The sequence below is a fragment of the Rhodoferax ferrireducens genome, assembly GCF_031458075.1.
GTDB lineage: Bacteria > Pseudomonadota > Gammaproteobacteria > Burkholderiales > Burkholderiaceae_C > Rhodoferax_B > Rhodoferax_B ferrireducens_A.
Genome location: NZ_JAVDXT010000002.1, coordinates 373,862 through 394,120, shown reverse-complemented (window position 1 = coordinate 394,120; position 20,259 = coordinate 373,862). Strand labels below are relative to the sequence as shown.

Here is a 20,259-nt window from a genome sequence, read left to right as displayed (position 1 = left end):
CCTCTGGCGCATATGAAATAAGCGGCAGCCGCTACTTAATCAATAGCAAACCCATCATCCAAGCAACTGGTGCAAGGCCAAGGTATCCGGGCTCGGCCCGGGCAGCACCGAGAAGCCTGCCTTCCGGGCCAGGCCGGCCATGGCCAGGTTCTGCACCAGGCACTGGCCCACCACCTCGCGCGTGCCGCGGGCCCGCAGGTAGCCGAGCATCTTGTCCAGCAACAGGCGGCCCAGGCCTTTGCATTGCCAGGCGGAGGCCACTTGCAGCGCGAACTCGGCCCTCTGGTTGTCGGGGTCGCAGACCACACGGACCTCGGCCACCATGGCCTGGTTGGCGGGGTCGCCCGGACTGAGCGCGATGAAGGTCATCTCCCGGTCGTAGTCGATCTGGCTGTAGCGCGCCAGCTCGGAATGCGGCACCTCGCGGCGGGTCAGAAAGAAGCGCAAACGCATGTCCGCCGAGCTGGCCTGGGCGTAGAAAGCCTGCAGCCGCTCGCCATCTTCGGGCTGGATCGGCCGCAGCAGCAGCGTGCTGCCGGCCAGCGCCACGGTCTGCTCCAGCTCTTGCGGGTACGGGCGGATGGCCGGCGCCACCGGCTGGCCGCGCCCCGGGCCATGCAGGCGGATGCGCACGTCCAGGGCCAGCACGCCCTGGGCATCGGCCAGCAGCGGATTGATGTCCAGCTCGGCCAGCTGCGGCAGGTCGCAAGCCAGCTGCGCCACCTGGCGCAGGGTCTCCAGCAAGGCCGCCTCGGGCACAGCCGGACGCTCACGGTAGCCGGCCAGCAGCCGGGCCAGGCCGCTGCGCTGGACCAGATCGCGGGCCAAGGCGGTATTCAGCGGCGGCAGCGCCACCGCGTGGTTCTGGCTGAGCTCCACCGCGGTGCCGCCCTGGCCGAACAGCAGCACCGGGCCGAACACCGGGTCGGTGCTGATGCCGACGATCAGCTCATGCGCCTGGGGCCGGGCCACCATGGTTTGCACCGTAAAGCCCGTCACCTCGGCCTGCGGCCGCAGCCGGGCCACGCGCTCCAGCATGGCCTGCACGGCCTGGCGCAGATCGTCCGCCGAGGCCAGGCCCAGCGCCACGCCGCCGATATCCGACTTGTGGACGATTTGCGGCGAGACGATTTTCAGCGCCACCGGATAACCGATGTCGGCGGCGCAGGCCAGCGCCTCGTCCACGCTATGGACCAGTGCGCTGCGCTGGGTGGGGATGCCGTACATCTGCAGCAGGCTATGCACCTGGGTCGGGTCCAGCCATTCCTGCCCGGCCTGGGCGGCCTGCGCCACCACGGCCTGGGCTTGCGCGCGCAGCGGCAAAAAGGCCGGCGCCGTGCTGGCCGGCAGCTCGCGCAGTGCGGCCTGGTTGCGCGCATGCAGCACCAGCTGCAGCCAGGCGGCCACCGCGCGCTCGGGCGTGTCGTAGCACGGCAGGCCAGCTTGGGTGGTAGCGCTGCGCGCTGCAGCGACGGCAGCGCCGCCCAGCCAGCAGGTCAGCACCGGCTTGCTGGCCTGGGCCAGCAGGGGCAGGCAGCCGGCCGCGATATCGGCTGCCGGCACCAGGGCGGTAGGCGCATGCATGAACAGCACCGCATCCACCTCGGGCGCCGCCAGCAGCACACGCAGCCCGTCCAGGTAGCGCTGCAGCGGCGCGTCGCCCACGATGTCCACCGGGTTGCCGTGCGACCAGGTGCTGGGCAGGCAGGCGTTCAGGGCGGCCAGGGTGGCCGGGCTCAGCGCGGCCAGTTGGCCACCCTGCAGGTCCAGCGCGTCGGCGGCCAGCACGCCCAGGCCGCCGCCGTTGGTGAGTATGGCCAGGCGCTCGCCTACCAAGGGCCGCGCATGGGCCAGGGTTTCGGCGGCGTCGAACAAGGCCTCCAGCGTGTCTACCCGCAGCATGCCGGCGCGCCGGAAGGCGGCGTCGAACACCACGTCGGCACCGGCCAGTGCTCCGGTGTGCGAGGCCGCAGCCCGCGCGCCATCGGCGCCGCGCCCGGCCTTGACCACGATCACCGGCTTGTTGCGGGATGCGGCCCGCGCCGCCGACATGAACTTGCGCGCGGCCTTGACCGACTCCATGTAGACCAGGATGGCCCGGGTGGCGCCGTCGCTGGCCAGGTAGTCGAGCACATCGCCGAAATCCACGTCGGCGCTGTCACCCAGCGAGATGAAGTGCGAGAAGCCGATGCCACGGGCTTGCGCCCAGTCCAGCATGGCGGTGGCCAGCGCGCCCGACTGGGTGACGAACGCCAACTGACCGGGCATGGCGTTGCCGGGTGCGAAGCTGGCGTTCAGGCCGACGTCGGGCACCAGCGCGCCGATGCAGTTGGGCCCCAGGACGCGCAGCAGCGTGGGCCGGGCCGCGTCCAGCATGGCCTGCTCCAGCGTGCCGGGGCCGTCGGGGTTGGCTTGCTTCAGGCCGGCAGTCATCACAATCGCCGCGCGCGTACCCTTGCGTCCTAGCTCGGCGATCAGGCCCGGCACGGTATGCGCGGGCGTGCAGATCACCGCCAGATCCGGCACCTGCGGCAGTGCCGCCACGTCGCGCCAGGCCGGCTGGCCCGCTACCTGGCTGTGGCGCCGATTCACCAGCCACAGCGGCCCCTGGAAGCCGCCTTGCTGCAGGTTGTGCAGCACCACGGAGCCCAGGCTGCCGGGGCTCTCCGAGGCGCCTATCAAGGCCACCGAAGTGGGTTGGAACAGGGCTTCCAGGTGGCGTACGCTCATGGTGTCCTTATGGCGGTTCAAGCGCCGATAGCACCAAGCTTAAAGACAAACACCTCGCCCGCATTTGCGCCAGATCAAGGAGATTGTTGCGGGTGTTTTACACAATGGGGTATCAGGCTGGGCGCAATTGCACTAGGCTGACGTATGCGCCGCAGCATCCGCTGCAGCCCTGTTGAACCGAAAGGAATGCCATGACAGTCAAGACCCGCTCTTCCGCTACCGCCCCGGCTACGCCGCTCAGCGCGGCGCCATGGAACTACTGGACCGAAGTCAGCCGATGGCAAATGGCCATGGCCACCAAAAACGCGTGTGCGCTGTTTCGCGGCATGGAAGCTGTGCGCACGGTGCAGCAGCAGATGGCCCATCAGACGCTGACCCAGCACGAAGCCGCGGCGGAGCAGCTGCAAGCCAGCTGTGCGCCCGCCGACCTGCTGTCCATCCAGTCGGCCCTGCTGCGCTCGGACTTGCAAGGCGCCCTGCACTACTGGCAACAGCTGGGCGGCGCGGTACTGCAGGCCCAGCTGGCGATGCTGGACGGCAGCAAGAACGTCCTGGGCCCCACGGTCGAGGACCCGTTCAAGCCCATCCTGCAAGCCTGGCAGAACGCCATCCCGCATCCATTCGACGACCCGGCGCATCCGACCAGCATCCATTGAGGCTGTGGCCGGATTGGTCTAAAAATTCAAGCCAAATCGGCCGCTGGCGCAATCAGATATTGCGCCAGCAGCTATCAAAAGCAGAGCAAACTAGATGGCTACCAGATTGCGCACACCGTTGACTTCCATGTCCTTGCCCAGGCCGCGGGCGATGAACTCGCCGCGCTCCATCACCAGGTAGTCGTCGGCCAGTTCCTGCGCGAAGTCGTAGTACTGCTCGACCAGCAGGATCGCCATGTCGCCGCGGTCGGCCAGCATGCGGATGACGCGGCCTATGTCCTTGATGATCGAAGGTTGTATGCCTTCGGTGGGCTCGTCCAGGATCAAGAGCTTGGGGCCGGCCGCCAGCGCGCGGGCAATCGCCAGCTGCTGCTGCTGCCCGCCCGACAGGTCGCCGCCGCGGCGGTTGATCATCTGCTTGAGCACCGGGAACAGCGTGAACAGCTCGGCCGGAATCGGCGTGCTGGCACTCTTGTAGGCCAAGCCCATGCGCAGGTTTTCTTCCACCGTGAGCCGGGCAAAAATCTCGCGGCCCTGCGGCACAAAGCCGACGCCGGCGCGCGCGCGCTCATACGGTGTGTAGCCCTGGATGGCCTTGCCATCCAGCTCGATGCTGCCGGTCTTGATGGGCACCAGGCCCATCAGCGATTTCAGCAAGGTAGTCTTGCCCACGCCGTTGCGGCCCAGCAGCACGGTGACCTTGCCCTTGGTGCATTGCAGACTGACGTCGCGCAGGATGTGCGAGCCGCCGTAGTACTGGTTGATGTTTTTGACATTGAGCATGTTGGTCACTTTCCGCTTTTGACGTAAGCCTTGACTGAACGAAGTAGGTCGTCAACTGGCATGCCGGGCTCGCGCCCTAGGCGCGATGTGGCGCACAGCGCCACCGCTCCCGATCCCCGGGGTCCCCCTCTGTATGCGCCGAGGAGCGCAGCTTCAAGTGGATCAGGGCCCGCGACTGTCTGAGCGCAGCGAGTTCGAGCGGGACCCCACTTGGAGCGAGCACCGCAGGTTTCCCAGTGCGATAGCGCTGGGACGCAGGCAGTGGGGGTGGCCTTTCTTTTGGTTACTTTTCTTTGGCCACGCAAAGAAAAGTAACTCGCCCGCCGGGGCGACATCCCGGCCGACAGCGCCAATAAACCAGAGCGATCAGCGACCAAGATAAACCTCAATCACGCGTTCATCGGATTGAACCTGGTCCAGCGTCCCCTGCGCCAAAACCGAGCCATCGCACAGCACCGTGACGATCTCCGAGATGGTCTTGATGAAGCTCATGTCGTGCTCCACCACCATCAGCGAATGCTTGCCTTTCAGCGTCAAAAACAGCTCGGCGGTGCGTGCGGTTTCCTCGTCGGTCATACCGGCCACCGGCTCGTCGAGCAACAGCAGCTTCGGGTCTTGCATTAGCAGCATGCCGATCTCCAGCCACTGCTTCTGGCCGTGGCTCAGGTTGCCGGCCTGGCGCGTCACGCTGTCGGCCAGGTGGATGGTGGTCAGCATCTCGGCCAGCTTGTCGCTCTGGGCGGAATCCAGCTTGAACAGCATCGACGACTTGACGCTCTTGTTCATCTTCAGCGCCAGCTCCAGGTTCTCGAACACGCTGAGCTTTTCAAACACCGTGGGCTTCTGGAACTTGCGGCCTATGCCCAGCTGGGCGATCTCGGGCTCGTTGTGGCGCAACAGGTCGATGGTGCTACCGAAGAACACCTTGCCGGTATTGGGACGGGTCTTGCCGGTGATGATGTCCATCATCGTGGTCTTGCCGGCACCGTTCGGGCCGATGATGCAGCGCAGCTCGCCAGGAGCGATGTCCAGCGACAAGCCGTTGATGGCCTTGAAGCCGTCGAAGCTGACGTGCACATCTTCCAGGTACAGGATGCGGCCGTGGGTGACGTCCACCTCGCCCGGCGTATGGATGCGCGAGAAGCCGGCTTGGCGGCCACCGGACTCGGTATTGCCAGTCTTGGGTGCAGCCGCTTTGGCCGCCAAGCGCCGCGCGCCCTCTTCCATCAATTCGGGCGTCATGCCTTGGCTCCCTTCAACTTCTTCACCAAGCCGACCACGCCATCGGGCAAGAACAGCGTGACCGCAATAAACAAGGCACCGAGAAAATACAGCCAGAACTCGGGATAGGCCACCGTCAGCCAGCTCTTGGCGCCGTTGACGATAAAGGCGCCAAGGATGGGGCCGATCAAGGTGGCACGGCCACCGACCGCCGCCCAGACCGCGATCTCGATCGAGTTCGCCGGGCTCATTTCGCTCGGGTTGATGATGCCGACCTGCGTGACATACAAGGCCCCCGCGACACCGCACATCACGGCCGAGATCACCCAGATGCTGAGCTTGTAGCCGAGCGGCGAATAGCCGGAAAACATGACCCGGGTTTCCGCATCACGGATGGCCTGCAACACCCGGCCGTACTTGCTGCCGACCAGCCATTTGGCGAACAGGAAGAAGCCCAGCAGCACCAAGCCGGTGATGACAAACAGCGTCATGCGCATCGAGGTGGTGGCCATGGGCATTCCCAGAATCCGCTTGAAGTCGGTAAAGCCGTTGTTGCCGCCAAAGCCGGTTTCATTGCGGAAGAACAACAGCATGGTGGCGAAGGTCATGGCCTGGGTGATGATGGAAAAGTACACCCCCTTGATGCGCGAACGGAAGGCGAAGAAGCCGAAGATACCGGCCACCAGCGCCGGCGCAAACAGCACCAAAAACAAGGTGGCGCCGAAGCTGCCGCTCAACGCCCAGTGCCAGGGCATTTCCTTCCAGTCGAGGAACACCATGAAGTCCGGCAGATCGCTTTTGTAGTTGCCATCGCGGCCGATCTGGCGCATCAAATACATGCCCATGGCATAGCCACCGAGTGCGAAGAACAGGCCGTGGCCCAGGCTCAGGATGCCGGTATAACCCCAGATCAAATCCATGGCCAGCGCGCAGATGGCATAGCACATGATCTTGCCGACCAGCGCAATCGCGTAGTCGCTCATATGCCAGATGCTGCCCTGCGGAATCACCAGGTTCAGCAACGGTGCCACGGCGCAGACCAGGATCAGCGCAACGATGAAGCTGCTCCAGCCGGAGCGGGTCAGCAGCGGGCCTTTAGTGGGTAGAACAACGTTACTCATGCTTCTGCACTCCGGCCCTTCATGGCGAAGATGCCCTGTGGTCGTTTTTGGATGAAGATGATGATCAGCACCAGCACCGCGATCTTGGCCAGCACGGCGCCGGTCCAGCCCTCCAGAAACTTGTTCAAGATGCCCAGGCCCATGGCCGCGTAGACGGTGCCCGCCAGCTGGCCCACGCCGCCCAGCACCACCACCATGAACGCGTCGACGATGTAGCCCTGGCCCAGGTCGGGGCCGACATTGCCCACCTGGCTCAGCGCGCAACCGGCCAGGCCAGCGATGCCGGAACCGAGGGCGAAAGCGTAGGTGTCGATGCGCGCAGTATTCACGCCCATGCAGGAGGCAATGGGCCGGTTCTGCGTGACGCCGCGCACGAACAAGCCGAGCCGGGTCTTGCCGATCAGCCAGCCCACGCCCAGCAGCACGGCGACGGCAAACGCGATGATGACCAGGCGGTTATAGGGCAGCGACAGATTGGCCAGCACCTGCACGCCACCGCTCATCCACACCGGATTTTCCACGCCGACATTTTGCGCGCCGAAGATGCTGCGCACACCCTGCTGCAGCATCAGGCTGATACCCCAGGTGGCGAGCAAGGTCTCCAGCGGCCGGCCGTACAGAAAGCGCAGCACGCTGCGCTCCAGCGCCGCGCCCACCAGCGCGGCGGCCAGAAAGGACACCGGCACGGCAGCCAGCAGATACCAGTCGAAGGCGCCGGGCAGGTATTTCTGGAACAGGGTCTGCACCACATAGGTGGCGTAGGCGCCGATCATCATCAGCTCGCCATGTGCCATGTTGATCACGCCCATCAGCCCGTAGGTGATGGCCAGGCCGAGTGCTACCAGCAGCAGGATGGAGCCTAGGCTGATGCCGCTGAAGATCGCGCCCAGCTTGTCGCCCCAAGCCAGCGCGGCGTCGACCTTGGCCAGCGCGGCCGCCAGGGCGATCTTCACGTCGCTGTCGGTCTCGGTCTTCAGGCGTGCAAGCAGCACGGTCTTGGTGGCGGGGTTGCTGCTGTCGGCCAGGGTTTTGACGGCATCCAGCCTTGATGCCTTGTCATCGCTGTTCAGCAGCAAGGCGCCGCGCAGCAAGCCCAGCTGGGATTTGATGGTGGCGTTGCTCTCGGCCGCAAAGGCTTTTTCGACCAGGGCCAGCTTGCTTTCGTCGGGCTCGGCCAGCAGGGTCTTGACGGACTCGGCGCGCACCTTGTCGTCTTTGGAAAACAGCTTCAGGGCGGCCAGCGCATTGTCCAGCTCGCCGCGCATCTGGTTGTTGTTGATCACGTCTTCGGCGTCTTCCGGAAGCGCCACATCGGCTCCGGTCGCCGGGTCCACGGTCTTCTCGCCCTGGACCCAAAATACTTTATCGCCCAGGGTCTTGATCTGGTCGTCCGACAGCGCCTGGATAAAGGCCACCGTCTTCTCGTCGGCATCCACAACGGCTTTGTTCAGCGCTTCAATGCGCGTCTCGGCTTCGCCGGTTGCCAAGGCTTTTACCTCGTCTGCGCTTAATGCATAAGCGTGACCAGCTATCAAAAAAGTAGCAGCAAAGAGTATTTGTCGAATCAACATGGAGGAACCTGTTGGTTGGGCATGGTGGCAATGAAGTCCCATCCGCTGGGCTCAAAGAAAGATGGAGAGGGCAAGCACGCCCCTCTCCCGCGAAAGCGTGCCTCCCCTTCCAGAGATACCGCGGAACCGGCTATGCCGGGCCGCTGGTATCGCCCCCTGCGTGTCGTATCGGTTTTTCAAACCGATACGAGGGGGGTTGGCGAAGACACGCAGTGCGTAGCCTGGGGGTGTTACTTCTTGACGGGCTCGTCAGGCTTGCCCGCGTTGCCTTCGATGTACGGGCTCCATGGCACGGCCTTGACCGGGCCAGGTGTCTTCCACACCACATTGAACTGGCCGTCGGCCTTGATTTCGCCGATAAACACCGACTTGTGCAGGTGGTGGTTCTTCTCGTCCATCTTGGACACGATGCCCGACGGTGCCTTGAAGGTCTGGCCGGCCATGGCGGCAATCACCTTGTCGGTATCGGTGGACTTGGCCTTCTCTACGGCCTGCTTCCACATGTTGATGCCGATGTAGGTGGCTTCCATCGGGTCATTGGTCAAAGGCTTGTCGGAACCGGGCAGGTTCTTGGCCTTGGCGTAGGCCGACCACTTCTTGATGAACTCGGCATTGGCAGGGCCCTTGATCGACTGGAAGTAGTTCCAGGCGGCCAGGTGGCCCACCAGCGGCTTGGTGTCCACGCCGCGCAGCTCTTCTTCACCCACGGAGAAAGCGACGACCGGTACGTCCTTGGCCTTCAGGCCGGCGTTGCCCAGTTCCTTGTAGAAGGGCACGTTGGAGTCGCCATTGATGGTGGACACCACAGCGGTCTTGCCTCCGGCGGAGAACTTCTTGATGTCGGCCACGATGGTCTGGTAATCGCTGTGGCCAAACGGGGTGTACTTCTCGTCGATATCGGTATCGGCCACGCCCTTGCTCTTCAGGTAGGCGCGCAGGATCTTGTTGGTGGTGCGGGGGTACACATAGTCGGTGCCCAGCAGCACCCAACGCTTGGCGCCGCCGCCGGCCTTGCTCATCAGGTAGTCGACAGCAGGAATGGCTTGCTGATTAGGCGCAGCACCGGTGTAGAACACGTTCTTAGACAGCTCTTCGCCTTCGTACTGCACGGGGTAGAACAGCAGGCCGTTCATTTCTTCGACCACGGGCAACACCGACTTGCGCGATACCGAGGTCCAGCAGCCGAAGATCACCGAAACCTTGTCCTGGCCCAGCAGCTGCTTGGTCTTTTCAGCGAACAGCGGCCAGTTGGAAGCGGGGTCGACGATCACGGGTTCGAGCTTCTTGCCGAGCACGCCGCCCTTGGCGTTGATCTCGTCGATGGCCATCAGCACGGTGTCTTTCAACACGGTCTCAGAAATCGCCATGGTGCCCGACAGGCTGTGCAGCACACCGACCTTGATGGTGTCGGCCGCGTGCGCGGGGATGATGGACAAGGATGACAGGGCGACAGCGGCGGTGAGCGCCTTGAGAGTGAATCGACGTTGCATGTGTGCTTCTCCAGTAAGTAAATGAACCCGTTTCGCCACGCTGGGCCAGTAGACAACAGGGCTTTACGCGGCGATGGGTGGACTTTAGGGAAGCACAGGACATGCGGGAATACGCCGGGTGGCGTATGCCCATGGGGCAGATGGAGGACTCAGGACGCCAACGCGGCCACCAGCTGCTCGGCCGCCTGTACGGCTTCGGCGCGGCTGGGCCAGTTGCGGCCGGTATCGTGCAAAGGCGCCAGGCCTTCGACATGGACCAGGTCAATCGTCCAGGGCCCGTCGCCCAGGCGGCACAGCTTGGCCATGAAGTTGCGGCCGTTCGCCACGCCGGGCACGTACTCTTCAATCGGTTTGGCTTGTTCTTGTTCCATCGGATTCTCGGCAAATCTGGATTATCTCAGCCGCCTTGGCGCGGCTGGCGGGCGCAGCGCACAGGCCGTCAACGTAACAAGTTGCTACAGTTTCCTGCTGGCAAAACTGTGCGTGACACAGTACCGTCATCCCCCGCGACAAGAATGGAATTTGTCTGCACCTCTGGCTACCTGCAGCCGCATCTCTCCACAGCCAAGACTGAACGCAGTGACCCTGCGGCCCTTTTACAACCGAGACAGGACACCCATGCTCTTCACCCGCACTGCCCTCTGTATCGCCGTCCTGGGCACCATGGTGCTGGCCGCCAGCGCCCAGGCGGCCGACACGCCGATCTACACCATCCAGGGCACCGGCAGCGCCAGCCCGCTGGTGGGCCAGACCGTCACCACCACCGGTGTGGTCACGCGTGTCAACAACAACGGGTTTTATCTGCAGGACCTGGTGGGCGACGCCAACCCGACCACGTCGGACGGCATTCTGGTGTTCACCGGCAGCGCGCCCACCGTGGTGGCCGGCAACCTGGTGCGGCTGACGGGCAAGGTGGTGGAATTCAACACCGGCGCGGCCAGCAATGCCGACACCGCGGCCTATACCGTCACCGAGCTGACCACCATCGCCGACCTCAGCGTGATCGGCACCGGCCAGAGCGTGGCCCCGGTGGTACTGACGCTGCCGTTGCCGCAGGGTGAAGACTTCGAGCGTTATGAAGGCATGCTGGTCACCGTCAACGGGCCACTGACCGCATCGCAAAACTACTTCCAGGGCCGCTACGGCCAGCTCACCCTATCGGCCCAGGGCCGGCTGGAAACACCCACCAACCGCTTCCGTCCCGGTGCCCAGGCGCTGGCCCTGAACGAGGCCAACGCGCGCCGCAGTTTCATTCTGGACGACGGCAGCAGCCTGCAAAACCCCAACCCCATGCCCTATGTGGGTGCCGATAACACCTTGCGCGCGGGCGATACCGTGGGCGCGGTAACCGGCGTTTTGGACTACGGCCTGGCCACGGCCAGCAATGCCGACTATGGCTCCTACAAGCTGCAGCCCACGGTGGCCCCGGTATTCAGCCGACAGAACGCCCGCACCGCAGCCCCTGAGGCGATGGGCGGCAACATCCGCCTGGCCAGCTTCAATGTGCTGAACTACTTCACCACCTTCACCAATGGCGCCACGGCCTCGGGGCAGACCGGGCAAGGCTGCACGCTGGGCGGCGCCACCGCACCAGGCAACTGCCGCGGTGCCAACAACCTGGCCGAGTTCGAACGCCAGCGCGCCAAAATTGTCGCAGCCCTGGTTGCCATCAACGCCGATGCGGTCGGCCTGATGGAGATACAAAACAATGGCAGCACCGCCGTGCAAAACCTGGTGGACGCGCTGAACACACGCCTGGGTGCAGCCACCTATGCCGTAGTGCCCGATCCCAGCACCGGCACAGGCACCGATGCCATCAAGGTCGCCATGATCTACAAGCCGGCCCGCCTGGGCCGCTCCGGCGCCTCCACCAGCGACGCCAGCGCCATCCACAACCGCCCTCCTCTGGCCCAAAGCTTTGCAGCCGCCAATGGCGAGAAGTTCACCCTGGTGGTCAACCACTTCAAATCCAAAGGCTGCGATGGCGCCACCGGCACCGATCTGGACCAGGGCGACCTGCAAGGCTGCTGGAACAGCCAGCGCGTGCAGCAGGCCCAGGCCTTGAAGACATTTATCGGCAGCCTGCAAACCACCAGCGGCAGCAACGACGTATTGCTGGTCGGCGACTTCAACGCCTATGCGCAAGAAGACCCGATTGCGCAGCTGACCGGCAGCGGCTATGTGGACCAGATTGGCCGCTTCAACAGCTTTGGCTACTCCTACGTATTCAACGGCGCCGCCGGCCGGCTGGACCATGCGATCACCACCGCCAGCATGTCGCCCAAGGTAGCCCGCGCCACCGAATGGCACATCAATGCCGACGAGCCCTCGGTGCTGGACTACAACCTCGAATTCAAACAGCCGGCCTGCGCTGCCTGCGCGCCCGACCTGTACAGCGCCACCCCCTACCGCTCGTCCGACCACGACCCCGTGGTGCTGGGCCTAAACCTGTACAAGACCATCACCGGCACCGCCGGCCGCGACACCCTGGCCGGTACGCCGGGCGACGACTACTTTGTCGGCGGCCCAGGTGCCGACACCCTGGGCGGCGGCGCGGGCAACAACGTCTACGCCTTCACCAACCTGCGCGACGCCGGCGACACCATCACCGACTTTGTGCCCGGCAAAGACCAGATCGACCTGCGCCTGCTGCTGGCCAGCCTGGGCTACGCCCCCGAGGCTCCCGGAGCCGAAGGTCTGGTGCAGGCCGTGGCCAACGGCAACAACAGCGTGCTGCAGTTCAATGCCGGCGGCGCCTGGCGCAGCCTGGCAACCCTGCAAGGCGTGGCCCCCGCCGACATCCGCATCAGCCGCGATGTCGTGCTGCGCTGAACATCCCACCTTACCGAACCACCACCATGCACTTCCTCCAAAAAACCAGCCTCGCCATCACGCTGCTGGCCGCACTGTGCGGCACCGCGCAAGCCAACATCGTGAACGGCAATTTCGATACCGGCCTGACCGGGTGGAACACCCTGGGCGATGCCAGCAACCAGAACGGCCAGCTGCTGCTGACCAACACCACGGTGGCGGCCGACGACGTGGATGCGTCGAACAATCCGATAGCCAGCCTCAACCGCTCGGGCACCGATGCGGTGGACGCCAGCCTGCTGTCGGCCGCGGCCAGCCTGGCCGCGGGCGCGCTCGACCCCTCGGCGTTTGACTTCGCCGCCGAAGGCGCACTGGCCTGGCAAAGCTTTACCGGCAACGCGGGCCAGACCCTGAGCTTTCTGTGGAACTTTGGCACCCGCGACAGCTTTGCCGACTACGCCTTTGTGGTGCTGGACGGTGTGCTGCTGCGGCTGGCCAGCGCCGCCGATGCCGCCTTGCCCGGCACTGGCGACAACCTGTTCGAGACCGGCTACAACCCCTTCAGCGTGACACTGGGCAGCAGCGGCAACCACAGCATTGCGTTTGGCGTGGTGGACGTGAACGACACGGCCGTCATGTCCTCGCTGGCGATTGACCAGGTGCAGCTTAGCGCGGACAACACCGTGCCAGAGCCCGGTTCCCTGGCTTTGGTGGCCCTGGGCCTGGGTCTGATGGCCTGGCGCAAGCGGCGCGCTGGCTGACCCAACGGCCGCAGTGCCCGGGCCGAGTCGTTTACTACTAAATTTATAGCTGCTAGCGCAGTTAACACCTGCGCCAGAGGCCTAAAAAGCTTGTAATTTCAAAGTACCCTCTGCGCCGCGGCGTGGCGGGTGTAGGCCAGGTAGGCGCAAGCCACATCGGCCAGCCCCACCCCCACCGACTTGGCAACAATGATGTCGCCGCTGCTGCCGCGCCAGGGCTGGCCATGGCGGTACAGTTCGGGCAGGTCCACCACCTTGGCGCGCTCGAAGTCGTTTTGCGGGCGCCACAGCACCAGCTCGCCGGCCTCGGCCAGGCTTTGCGGCTTCCATTCCACGATGATGCGGCTGGCGCGGGACAAAGTGGCGTCGTCCAGCTCGCGCCCCTTGGGCGCGCTGGTGCCGATGGCGCAGACAAAGGCACCGGGCTCCAGCCAACGACCGTCGAACACCGGCACCTGCGAACGTGTGGCGGTCACCACCAGGTCGGCGCCGCGCACCGCGGCTTCCGCACTGCACAGCTGCACCCGGCTGCCGGTTTGCAGCGCCAGGCGGCTGCACCAGCTGTCGTCACCCAGTGGGTCGACCACGGCGATCTCCTCAAAAGAAAAGACTCCGCACAAGGCCTGCGCCTGGGCCCGCCCCTGCAGGCCGGCACCAAACAGCGCCAGCTTCTTCGGCGCCGGGTTGGCCGTTTTGGAGGCGATCAGCGCCGTCAATGCGGCAGTGCGAAAACGGGTCAGCTCGGCGCCATCCAGCACGGCGATCGGCACATTCTTTTCCAGGTCAAACAGCGTGACCAGAAACGCAAACTGGCCTTGCACTGTGGGGTAGACCTTGATGCCGCCGACCTGGCGCGCACTCCACAGCGCGCCCATGCTGCTCAGCCGAATGTTGCCGCTGCCGCTGCGCTGGCGCGGGTGAATTTCAGCCTGCTCTGCAGCCAGGTCGGCAAATGCGGCGTCCAGAATGGCGGCCACGCCGGCAAAGTCGAGCAGTTGGGAAATGGCGGCATCGTCGAGATAAAGGGGGTTCATATTTTCAGGTCGTCAAAAAAGGAATCGGGTGCCCACTGGCCGGGCTGGGCTATGCCAGCCGCAAGGCCCCCAGGCGAAAGGTGCCGACCACCTGGGCCAGCTTGTCGGCCTGGCCTTTCAGGCTGTCTGCGGCGGCGGCGCTCTGCTCCACCAGGGCGGCGTTTTGTTGGGTCATTTCATCGAGCTCACCCACGGCGGTGTTCACCCGCTCTATGCCCACGCTCTGCTCGGCCGCGGCGGCGGTGATCTCGGTAATGATGTCGGTCACGCGTTGCACCGAATCGACGATGTCGCGCATGGTGCTGCCGGCCGACGACACCAGCCGCGAGCCGGCCTCGACGCGGTTGAAGCTGGCGTCGATCAGCTGTTTGATCTCGCGTGCGGCCTGGGCCGAACGGGTCGCCAGATTCCGCACCTCGGCGGCCACCACCGCAAAGCCCCGGCCCTGCTCGCCGGCGCTGGCAGCTTCCACCGCGGCGTTCAGGGCCAGAATGTTGGTCTGGAAGGCAATGCTGTCAATCACTGAAATGATGTCGGCGATCTTGCGCGAGCTGTGGTTGATCTCGTCCATGGTGGCCACCACCTGGGCCACCACCGCGCCGCCGCGCGCTGCCACTTCTGCGGCGGAAGACGCCAGCTGGTTGGCCTGCCGGGCCGACCGGGCCGACTGCCCCACCGTGCCGGTCAGGTCCGACAGCGACGATGCCGTGCCTTGCAAATTGCTGGCCGCCTGCTCGGTGCGTTGGCTCAGGTCCTGGTTGCCGCTGGCGACCTCGGCACTGGCGGCCTTGATCGACTCGGCAGAATCGCGCACCTCACCAACCACGGTACGCAGAGATGCCTGCATCGCATCCAGCGCCCGCAGCAACTGCGCCGTCTCGTCCCGCCCCTGCACCACGATGGTCTGGCCCAGATCGCCGATGGCGATGCGCCGGGCCAGCGCCACGGCATGGTCCAGCGGCCGGCAAATCGACTGCAGCGTCAGCCACATCAGCGGCACGAACAGCAGCAGGGTCAGGCCTACCAGGCCCAGGCGCAGCAAGGATGCGGCGGTGGACTGTGCCTGCATCTGCTGGTGCGCCCGCACCGCTGCCTCTTGCTGCGCGGCGATCAGGCGTAACGTGTTATCGCCCAGCGCCTGGAAGCTCTTGTCCACCTTGGTCGAGAACACCAGCGCCGACAGGCTGTCGATCACCGCCGACTCCAGCTGTTCCAAGGCCGGCCCCATGGTCGCGGCGTAGTCCTGCATCAGCCTATCCTGGTTGGCCACCAGCTTGGCGATCTCGGCGTCGGCCGGGTTCGTCTGGCGGATTTTTGCGCCGACCTGCTGCACTTTCTGCACCTCGGCTTTCCACCGGCCGATCAGCGCATGCACCTGGTCGGCGTTCGAGGTGCCGATGGCAATCGCCGAGCTTTCCCAGCGCCGCACCAAGCCCAGCGATTCACGCAGCACGGCCACGTCGGCGGCAGCCGCATTGGCGCGGGTAAACAGATCGGCAGTGCTCTGGTTGGCCTGCACACCCGAGACCCAGCCCCAGCCGCCGAGCACCAGCAAGGACAGGGAGACGCAGGCCAGCACCAGATAAAAGCGCAACCGGATACTGAAATTGTGGAGGGACAACATGGCGTTTCAGTCTTTCAATGGCGATCAGGGGACGCCGTATTTGCTGGGGAAGCGCAGGTTCTCCTGCATGTAGACATTCATCGGCACGCGCAATGCGACGGTGTCAAACCATTTCTTGTAGAGGCCGAGCAGCTCGCCAGACGACATCAAACCCAGCAAGGTCTTGTCGACAATTTCGCGCAGCGGTACATCGCCCTTGGGCAACATGAAGGCGTACGGTTCGACCGACATGAAACGGCCGCTCACCATCAGCTGGTCTTTGCGCGGCGAGGCGCTGAGCAGGCCGTAGAGCAGGATGTCGTCCTGCGCAAATGCATCTGCCTGGCCTCGCTCCACCAGCGCAACACCTTCCGGGTCGGTGCCTACGCTGATCACCTGCAGGTTCTGTTCAGTTTGCAGCTGGCGCACCAGGCTCTCGGCCGTCGTGCCCTTGCTGACGGCCACACGCTTTTGCCACAGGTCGTTGTTGCCCTGCACCGGGAATGATTTCAGCGTCAGCAGCCGGGCACCGGTGGTGAAGAAGGTGTAGGAGAAATCCACGTCCTTTTGCCGCGCAACCGTATTCGTGTTGCCACCGCACTCGATGTCGATCTCGCCGGCCTTCAACATCGGGATGCGCTGGGCGCCTGTGAGCTGGGTGTAGCGCACCCGCAGGTCCGGGCGCTTCAGGCTCTTGCGGATGTTGTCGATCACACGTAGGCACAGGTCGATGGAGTAGCCCACGGTATTACCCTGTGCATCCTCGAAGGCAAACGTGCCGGGCGTAGCGATATAGCCAACACTGACCACGCCCTTGGCGGCGATGCGGTCCAGCGTCACGCTTTGCGCAATGGCAGCCCCGACCCACCATAATCCGGCGAATACCAGCAGCGACAACGCAGGCTTGCGCAGCAGCACGGGGCACATGGCAAGCAGCCTCAGGCCAGGCCGGGCGGCACAGCCTGGCCCCACGGCGTGGCTTGCTCGAAAGCAAACGCGGCGCACAGAATCGTCGGCTCGGCAAACGGCCGGCCGATGAACTGCACCGAGATCGGCATGCCGGCCGACGACAAGCCCGCCGGCACGGCCACCGAGCACAGGTCCAGCAGGTTCACAAACCGACCGAAGCGCGACAGCGGCGTGGCCAACTCGTCCACTTCAGTCAGCGGTATCGCGCTGATGGCATTCGTCGGGAACACGCACACGTCCACCCCGTCCATGGCCTCCAGCATCGCGGCCTTGGCCTGTTCGCGCTGGCGTAACAAATGGATGTACTGCGCCGCGCCGATGTCGCGGCCCAGCAGGATGCGGCGCTGGATATTCGGGTCGAACTGCAGCTCGCGGCGCTCGAACAGCGGGCCCAGATGCGCATAGCCCTCGGCACTCATCAGGCTGCCGGCGATGCGCATGGAATGCTCCAGGCTGTGCGGCAGTGGCCGCTCCACCAGCAGCATGCCCAAGCCCGCCAGCGCGTCCAGCGCCCGGTCGTAGGCGCGCAATACCTCGGCGTCCACATCCTCTCGCTCGGCCCATGGCAGCGTCCACACCCGCAGGCCCTTCATGTCTTTCCCCAGACCCTGCGCCACCGAGCGCGTAGGCGCCAGGCGCGACACCGGGTCCAACGGGTCCGGCCCGGCCAGCACGTCCAGCATCGTCGCGCAATCTCGGACGCTGCGGGTCAGCGGGCCGACGGTATCGTGCGTCGGGCACAGCTCCAGCAGGCCGTGGCGGCTCACCAGGCCGTGGGTGGTCTTCAGCCCGACCAGGCCACACAGGCCGGCGGGGATGCGCACCGAGCCTCCCGTATCGGTGCCTATCGCCGCGCAGGCCATGCCGGCCGCCACGGCCACGGCCGAGCCGCTGCTGGAGCCGCCGGGCACGCGGTGTGTCTGCAGGTCCCAGGGGTTCCAGGGCGTGCCCATGGTCGTATTCGTGCCCCAGCCGCCAAAGGCGAATTCCACCGTGTGCGTCTTGCCCAGCACGACGGCGCCGGCGCTGCGCAAGCGCTGCACCGCACTGGCCGTCAGCGTGGAGGTGCGCGGTGGCAGCGCGGCCGAACCGCCGGTGATGGGCTTGCCCTGGATGTCGAACAAATCCTTCACCGCCACCGTCACGCCGTGCAGCGGCCCCAGCAGCGTGCCGGCCTGGCGCAGCCGGTCCAAACCCTCGGCAGCAGCCAGCGCCTCGTCGGCATACACATCGATGAAGGCGTGCAGTTGCGGGTCCCAGCGGGTGATGCGGTCCAGATGCTCCTGCACCAGCGCCACGCTGGTCAGCGCGCCGGAGGCCAGCGCCCGCTGGGTCTGCTCTATCGAGCCGAAAGCCACGTTCGCCACGCTCATACGGCCCCCATCACACGCCGGCCGCGTGCCAGCCGCCGCTCGAACAGGCGCGACAGCATGGAGAGCGGAAAGGCGATGCCGAAGTAGAACAAGCCGACCAGCAAAAAGATGTGCAGCGGCAGAAAGAATTCGCTGGCCATGGCCCGGGCCGTCAGCATCAGCTCGTCGGTGGCGATAAGCGCGCAGAGAGAACTGTCTTTCAGCAGCGCCACATAGGTGTTCAGCAACGGCGGCAGCATCAGGCGCAGCGCCTGCGGCAACACCACGCGGATGAACACCTGGCGCGGCGCCAGGCCGACGGCCAAAGCCGCTTCGCGCTGGCCTTTGTGGATGGCATTCAGCCCGCCGCGAAAGATTTCGGCCACATAGGCGGCACCATGCAGGCCCAGGCCCAGCGCGCCGGCCCAGTAGCCCGACAAGGTAATGCCCAACGGCGGCAACGCAAAGTACAGCGCCAGCAGCAAAGCCAGTAGCGGCACGGTACGCAGCGCCTGGATGAACAGATTGGCGGCATGGCGCAGCAGGCCGTTGCCGCTGCGCAGCATCGCCACCAGCGCCGCGCCACCCAACAGCGCAGCGATGAAGCCGACCGCCGACAGCTGCGCCGTCACCACCGCGGCACGGGCCAGGCGCGGCAACCACTCGGGCAAATATTCCAGATAGGCCATGAAAAATACGGTCATCGCTGTGTCTCCAGGCGGCGTTCGGTGCGGGCGAAGGCCCAGCTGATCGGCAAAATCATGGCGGCGTACAGCAGCATGGCCGCCAGGTAGATCAGCGTGGTCTCGAAGGTGGAAGTCACCAGATTGCGGGCGAAGAACATGATCTCCGGCGCGGCGATGGCCGAAGCGATGGATGTGTCTTTCAGCAACTGGCTGACGTAGTTACCCAGCGACGGCAGGGTCACGCGCAGCATCTGCGGTAGCAGCACATGGCGCAGTGTCTTGACAGGTGTCAGGCCCACAGACAAAGCCGCTTCGCGCTGGCCCACATGCAGGGATTTCAGGCCCGACGCGAACACATCGCACAGGATCGCTGCGCCCACCAGGCCCAAGCCGATGACCGCTGCTGTCAGCGGCGACAGCCGCAGTCCGACTGCCGCCAGTCCGAAGTACAGCAGAAACAGATGCGCCAGCGCCGGCACATTGCGCATCCATTCGATGTAGCCGGCAATCGCCCATTGCAACAGCCGGCTGTGGGTGAAGGTGCGGCAGATCGCCAGCAGCAAACCCAGCAGCGCAGCGATGGCGAATGCGCCCACGGCCACCTGCACAGCGGTGACCGCACCCAGCGCCAGAGTGGCCAGGATGCGCGCAAAAATATCGAACGCGGCCATCACGACACCGCTTCCGCCGCGGCGCCGACCTGGCCGAGAAAGCTGCGCGTGCGCTCCATCTGCGGCCGGTTGATCACATCGGCGGCGGCGCCCTGCTCGACGATGTGGCCACCGTCCATGAAGATCACGCGGTCTGCCACATCGCGGGCAAAGCGGATCTCGTGGGTCACCAGGATCATCGAGCGGCCCTCCTCCGCCAGTTCGCGGATCACGCCCAGTACCTCGCCGACCAGCTCCGGGTCCAGCGCCGAGGTCGGCTCGTCAAACAGCATCAGCTTGGGCCGCTGCGCCAGCGCCCGGGCGATGGCTACGCGCTGCTGCTGGCCGCCAGACAGGCGCTCCGGGTATTCGGTCGCTTTGTGGCGAAGATGCACCTTGTCCAGCATCTCGTCGGCCAGCTCGTAGGCCTCGGCCTTGGACATGCCGCCAGCGCGGATAGGCCCCAGGGCGACGTTGTCGCGCACGTTCAAGTGCGGCCACAGGTAGAACAGCTGGAACACCATGCCAATCTCGGTGCGCTGCGGCGCCAGCTCTTTGTCGCTCATGAAGCGGAATCCACCGCGCTTGTCCGGCAGCTGGCCGATGCGCTCGGACTCCAGCAGGATGGACCCTTCGGTGGGCCGCTCCAGGTAGTTCAGGCAGCGCAGGCAGGTGGATTTGCCCGACCCGCTAGGCCCGATCAGCGACAGGGTTTCGCCTTTGGCCAGATCAAAGGAAATGCCTTTCAGCACCTCGGTCTGGCCGTAACTTTTCTTCAGGCCGTGGACCTGCAACAGTGGGTTGTTCATGGCAGCGTGGGT

At 65.0% G+C, this 20,259-nt stretch carries 17 protein-coding genes; 3 read left to right on the top strand and 14 right to left on the bottom strand.

Annotated features, from left to right (window positions below):
- Nucleotides 1-54: 54 nt before the first annotated feature.
- The gene (locus tag J2X19_RS10830) at nt 55-2,730 is read right to left on the bottom strand and encodes a bifunctional acetate--CoA ligase family protein/GNAT family N-acetyltransferase (RefSeq protein WP_310373148.1); all 2,676 of its coding nucleotides are present in this window, start codon (nt 2,728-2,730) and stop codon (nt 55-57) included.
- Nucleotides 2,731-2,921: 191 nt separating this feature from the next.
- Between J2X19_RS10830 and J2X19_RS10825 the strand changes: the two genes are divergently transcribed.
- Nucleotides 2,922-3,386 (top strand): phasin family protein, encoded by a 465-nt coding sequence (locus J2X19_RS10825; RefSeq protein ID WP_116603826.1) that lies wholly within the window; start codon nt 2,922-2,924, stop codon nt 3,384-3,386.
- A gap of 90 nt (nt 3,387-3,476) precedes the next feature.
- On the opposite strand, the gene urtE is transcribed toward J2X19_RS10825, so the two are convergent.
- The 6 genes from urtE to J2X19_RS10795 all read right to left on the bottom strand — a co-directional run bounded on the left by urtE (nt 3,477) and on the right by J2X19_RS10795 (nt 9,943).
- Nucleotides 3,477-4,169, bottom strand: coding sequence for an urea ABC transporter ATP-binding subunit UrtE (gene urtE, locus J2X19_RS10820; RefSeq protein ID WP_310373147.1), 693 nt, complete (start codon nt 4,167-4,169; stop codon nt 3,477-3,479).
- Nucleotides 4,170-4,535: 366 nt separating this feature from the next.
- Nucleotides 4,536-5,411, bottom strand: a complete 876-nt coding sequence (gene urtD / locus J2X19_RS10815) for an urea ABC transporter ATP-binding protein UrtD (protein ID WP_310373146.1) — start codon at nt 5,409-5,411, stop codon at nt 4,536-4,538.
- A complete protein-coding gene (gene urtC, locus J2X19_RS10810) occupies nt 5,408-6,511 on the bottom strand; it encodes an urea ABC transporter permease subunit UrtC (protein WP_092756424.1) in 1,104 nt (367 codons plus the stop codon). Before urtC ends, urtD begins: the two co-directional genes overlap by 4 nt.
- Nucleotides 6,508-8,082, bottom strand: a complete 1,575-nt coding sequence (gene urtB / locus J2X19_RS10805) for an urea ABC transporter permease subunit UrtB (protein WP_310373145.1) — start codon at nt 8,080-8,082, stop codon at nt 6,508-6,510. Before urtB ends, urtC begins: the two co-directional genes overlap by 4 nt.
- Nucleotides 8,083-8,312: 230 nt before the next feature.
- Nucleotides 8,313-9,572: an urea ABC transporter substrate-binding protein gene (gene urtA, locus J2X19_RS10800; RefSeq protein ID WP_092756428.1), complete on the bottom strand. Its 1,260-nt coding sequence runs from the start codon at nt 9,570-9,572 to the stop codon at nt 8,313-8,315.
- Nucleotides 9,573-9,721: 149 nt separating this feature from the next.
- A complete protein-coding gene (locus J2X19_RS10795; RefSeq protein WP_310373144.1) occupies nt 9,722-9,943 on the bottom strand; it encodes a hypothetical protein in 222 nt (73 codons plus the stop codon).
- A gap of 247 nt (nt 9,944-10,190) precedes the next feature.
- Between J2X19_RS10795 and J2X19_RS10790 the strand changes: the two genes are divergently transcribed.
- Together J2X19_RS10790 and J2X19_RS10785 are read left to right on the top strand one after the other, a co-directional pair.
- Entirely contained in the window at nt 10,191-12,404 is a 2,214-nt protein-coding gene (locus tag J2X19_RS10790) for an ExeM/NucH family extracellular endonuclease (protein ID WP_310373143.1), read from the top strand.
- A gap of 26 nt (nt 12,405-12,430) precedes the next feature.
- A complete protein-coding gene (locus tag J2X19_RS10785; RefSeq protein WP_310373142.1) occupies nt 12,431-13,144 on the top strand; it encodes a PEP-CTERM sorting domain-containing protein in 714 nt (237 codons plus the stop codon).
- A 98-nt stretch (nt 13,145-13,242) separates the two neighbouring features.
- Here J2X19_RS10785 and J2X19_RS10780 read toward each other — a convergent pair whose 3' ends face one another.
- From J2X19_RS10780 to J2X19_RS10750, 7 genes are read right to left on the bottom strand one after another with little or no spacing between them, the layout of a single operon-like run.
- A complete protein-coding gene (locus tag J2X19_RS10780) occupies nt 13,243-14,178 on the bottom strand; it encodes an ornithine cyclodeaminase family protein (protein ID WP_310373141.1) in 936 nt (311 codons plus the stop codon).
- Nucleotides 14,179-14,227: 49 nt separating this feature from the next.
- A complete protein-coding gene (locus J2X19_RS10775; RefSeq protein ID WP_310373140.1) occupies nt 14,228-15,802 on the bottom strand; it encodes a methyl-accepting chemotaxis protein in 1,575 nt (524 codons plus the stop codon).
- Between the two features lie 24 nt (nt 15,803-15,826).
- The gene (locus J2X19_RS10770; RefSeq protein WP_116603835.1) at nt 15,827-16,708 is read right to left on the bottom strand and encodes an amino acid ABC transporter substrate-binding protein; all 882 of its coding nucleotides are present in this window, start codon (nt 16,706-16,708) and stop codon (nt 15,827-15,829) included.
- Nucleotides 16,709-16,719: 11 nt separating this feature from the next.
- Nucleotides 16,720-18,123: an amidase gene (locus tag J2X19_RS10765; protein ID WP_310373139.1), complete on the bottom strand. Its 1,404-nt coding sequence runs from the start codon at nt 18,121-18,123 to the stop codon at nt 16,720-16,722.
- On the bottom strand, nt 18,120-18,806 hold the full coding sequence (locus J2X19_RS10760) for an amino acid ABC transporter permease (protein WP_310373138.1): 687 nt from the start codon (nt 18,804-18,806) through the stop codon (nt 18,120-18,122). Before J2X19_RS10760 ends, J2X19_RS10765 begins: the two co-directional genes overlap by 4 nt.
- Nucleotides 18,803-19,459 carry an amino acid ABC transporter permease gene (locus J2X19_RS10755; RefSeq protein WP_116603838.1) on the bottom strand — a complete coding sequence of 219 codons (657 nt, stop codon included), beginning with the start codon at nt 19,457-19,459 and terminating at the stop codon, nt 18,803-18,805. Before J2X19_RS10755 ends, J2X19_RS10760 begins: the two co-directional genes overlap by 4 nt.
- A complete protein-coding gene (locus J2X19_RS10750) occupies nt 19,459-20,247 on the bottom strand; it encodes an amino acid ABC transporter ATP-binding protein (protein WP_310373137.1) in 789 nt (262 codons plus the stop codon). The genes J2X19_RS10755 and J2X19_RS10750 overlap by 1 nt, the downstream gene beginning before the upstream one ends.
- Nucleotides 20,248-20,259 lie beyond the last annotated feature (12 nt).

Bases quoted from the DNA above. Each gene is read 5' to 3' on its own strand.
- urtC (WP_092756424.1), bottom strand. From the start codon at position 6,511: ATGAGTAACGTTGTTCTACCCACTAAAGGCCCGCTGCTGACCCGCTCC.
- J2X19_RS10825 (WP_116603826.1), top strand. From the start codon at position 2,922: ATGACAGTCAAGACCCGCTCTTCCGCTACCGCCCCGGCTACGCCGCTC.
- urtD (WP_310373146.1), bottom strand. From the start codon at position 5,411: ATGACGCCCGAATTGATGGAAGAGGGCGCGCGGCGCTTGGCGGCCAAA.
- J2X19_RS10775 (WP_310373140.1), bottom strand. From the start codon at position 15,802: ATGTTGTCCCTCCACAATTTCAGTATCCGGTTGCGCTTTTATCTGGTG.
- urtA (WP_092756428.1), bottom strand. From the start codon at position 9,572: ATGCAACGTCGATTCACTCTCAAGGCGCTCACCGCCGCTGTCGCCCTG.
- J2X19_RS10770 (WP_116603835.1), bottom strand. From the start codon at position 16,708: ATGTGCCCCGTGCTGCTGCGCAAGCCTGCGTTGTCGCTGCTGGTATTC.
- J2X19_RS10780 (WP_310373141.1), bottom strand. From the start codon at position 14,178: ATGAACCCCCTTTATCTCGACGATGCCGCCATTTCCCAACTGCTCGAC.
- J2X19_RS10830 (WP_310373148.1), bottom strand. From the start codon at position 2,730: ATGAGCGTACGCCACCTGGAAGCCCTGTTCCAACCCACTTCGGTGGCC.
- J2X19_RS10755 (WP_116603838.1), bottom strand. From the start codon at position 19,459: ATGGCCGCGTTCGATATTTTTGCGCGCATCCTGGCCACTCTGGCGCTG.
- J2X19_RS10750 (WP_310373137.1), bottom strand. From the start codon at position 20,247: ATGAACAACCCACTGTTGCAGGTCCACGGCCTGAAGAAAAGTTACGGC.
- urtE (WP_310373147.1), bottom strand. From the start codon at position 4,169: ATGCTCAATGTCAAAAACATCAACCAGTACTACGGCGGCTCGCACATC.
- J2X19_RS10760 (WP_310373138.1), bottom strand. From the start codon at position 18,806: ATGACCGTATTTTTCATGGCCTATCTGGAATATTTGCCCGAGTGGTTG.
- J2X19_RS10790 (WP_310373143.1), top strand. From the start codon at position 10,191: ATGCTCTTCACCCGCACTGCCCTCTGTATCGCCGTCCTGGGCACCATG.
- J2X19_RS10785 (WP_310373142.1), top strand. From the start codon at position 12,431: ATGCACTTCCTCCAAAAAACCAGCCTCGCCATCACGCTGCTGGCCGCA.
- J2X19_RS10765 (WP_310373139.1), bottom strand. From the start codon at position 18,123: ATGAGCGTGGCGAACGTGGCTTTCGGCTCGATAGAGCAGACCCAGCGG.
- urtB (WP_310373145.1), bottom strand. From the start codon at position 8,082: ATGTTGATTCGACAAATACTCTTTGCTGCTACTTTTTTGATAGCTGGT.
- J2X19_RS10795 (WP_310373144.1), bottom strand. From the start codon at position 9,943: ATGGAACAAGAACAAGCCAAACCGATTGAAGAGTACGTGCCCGGCGTG.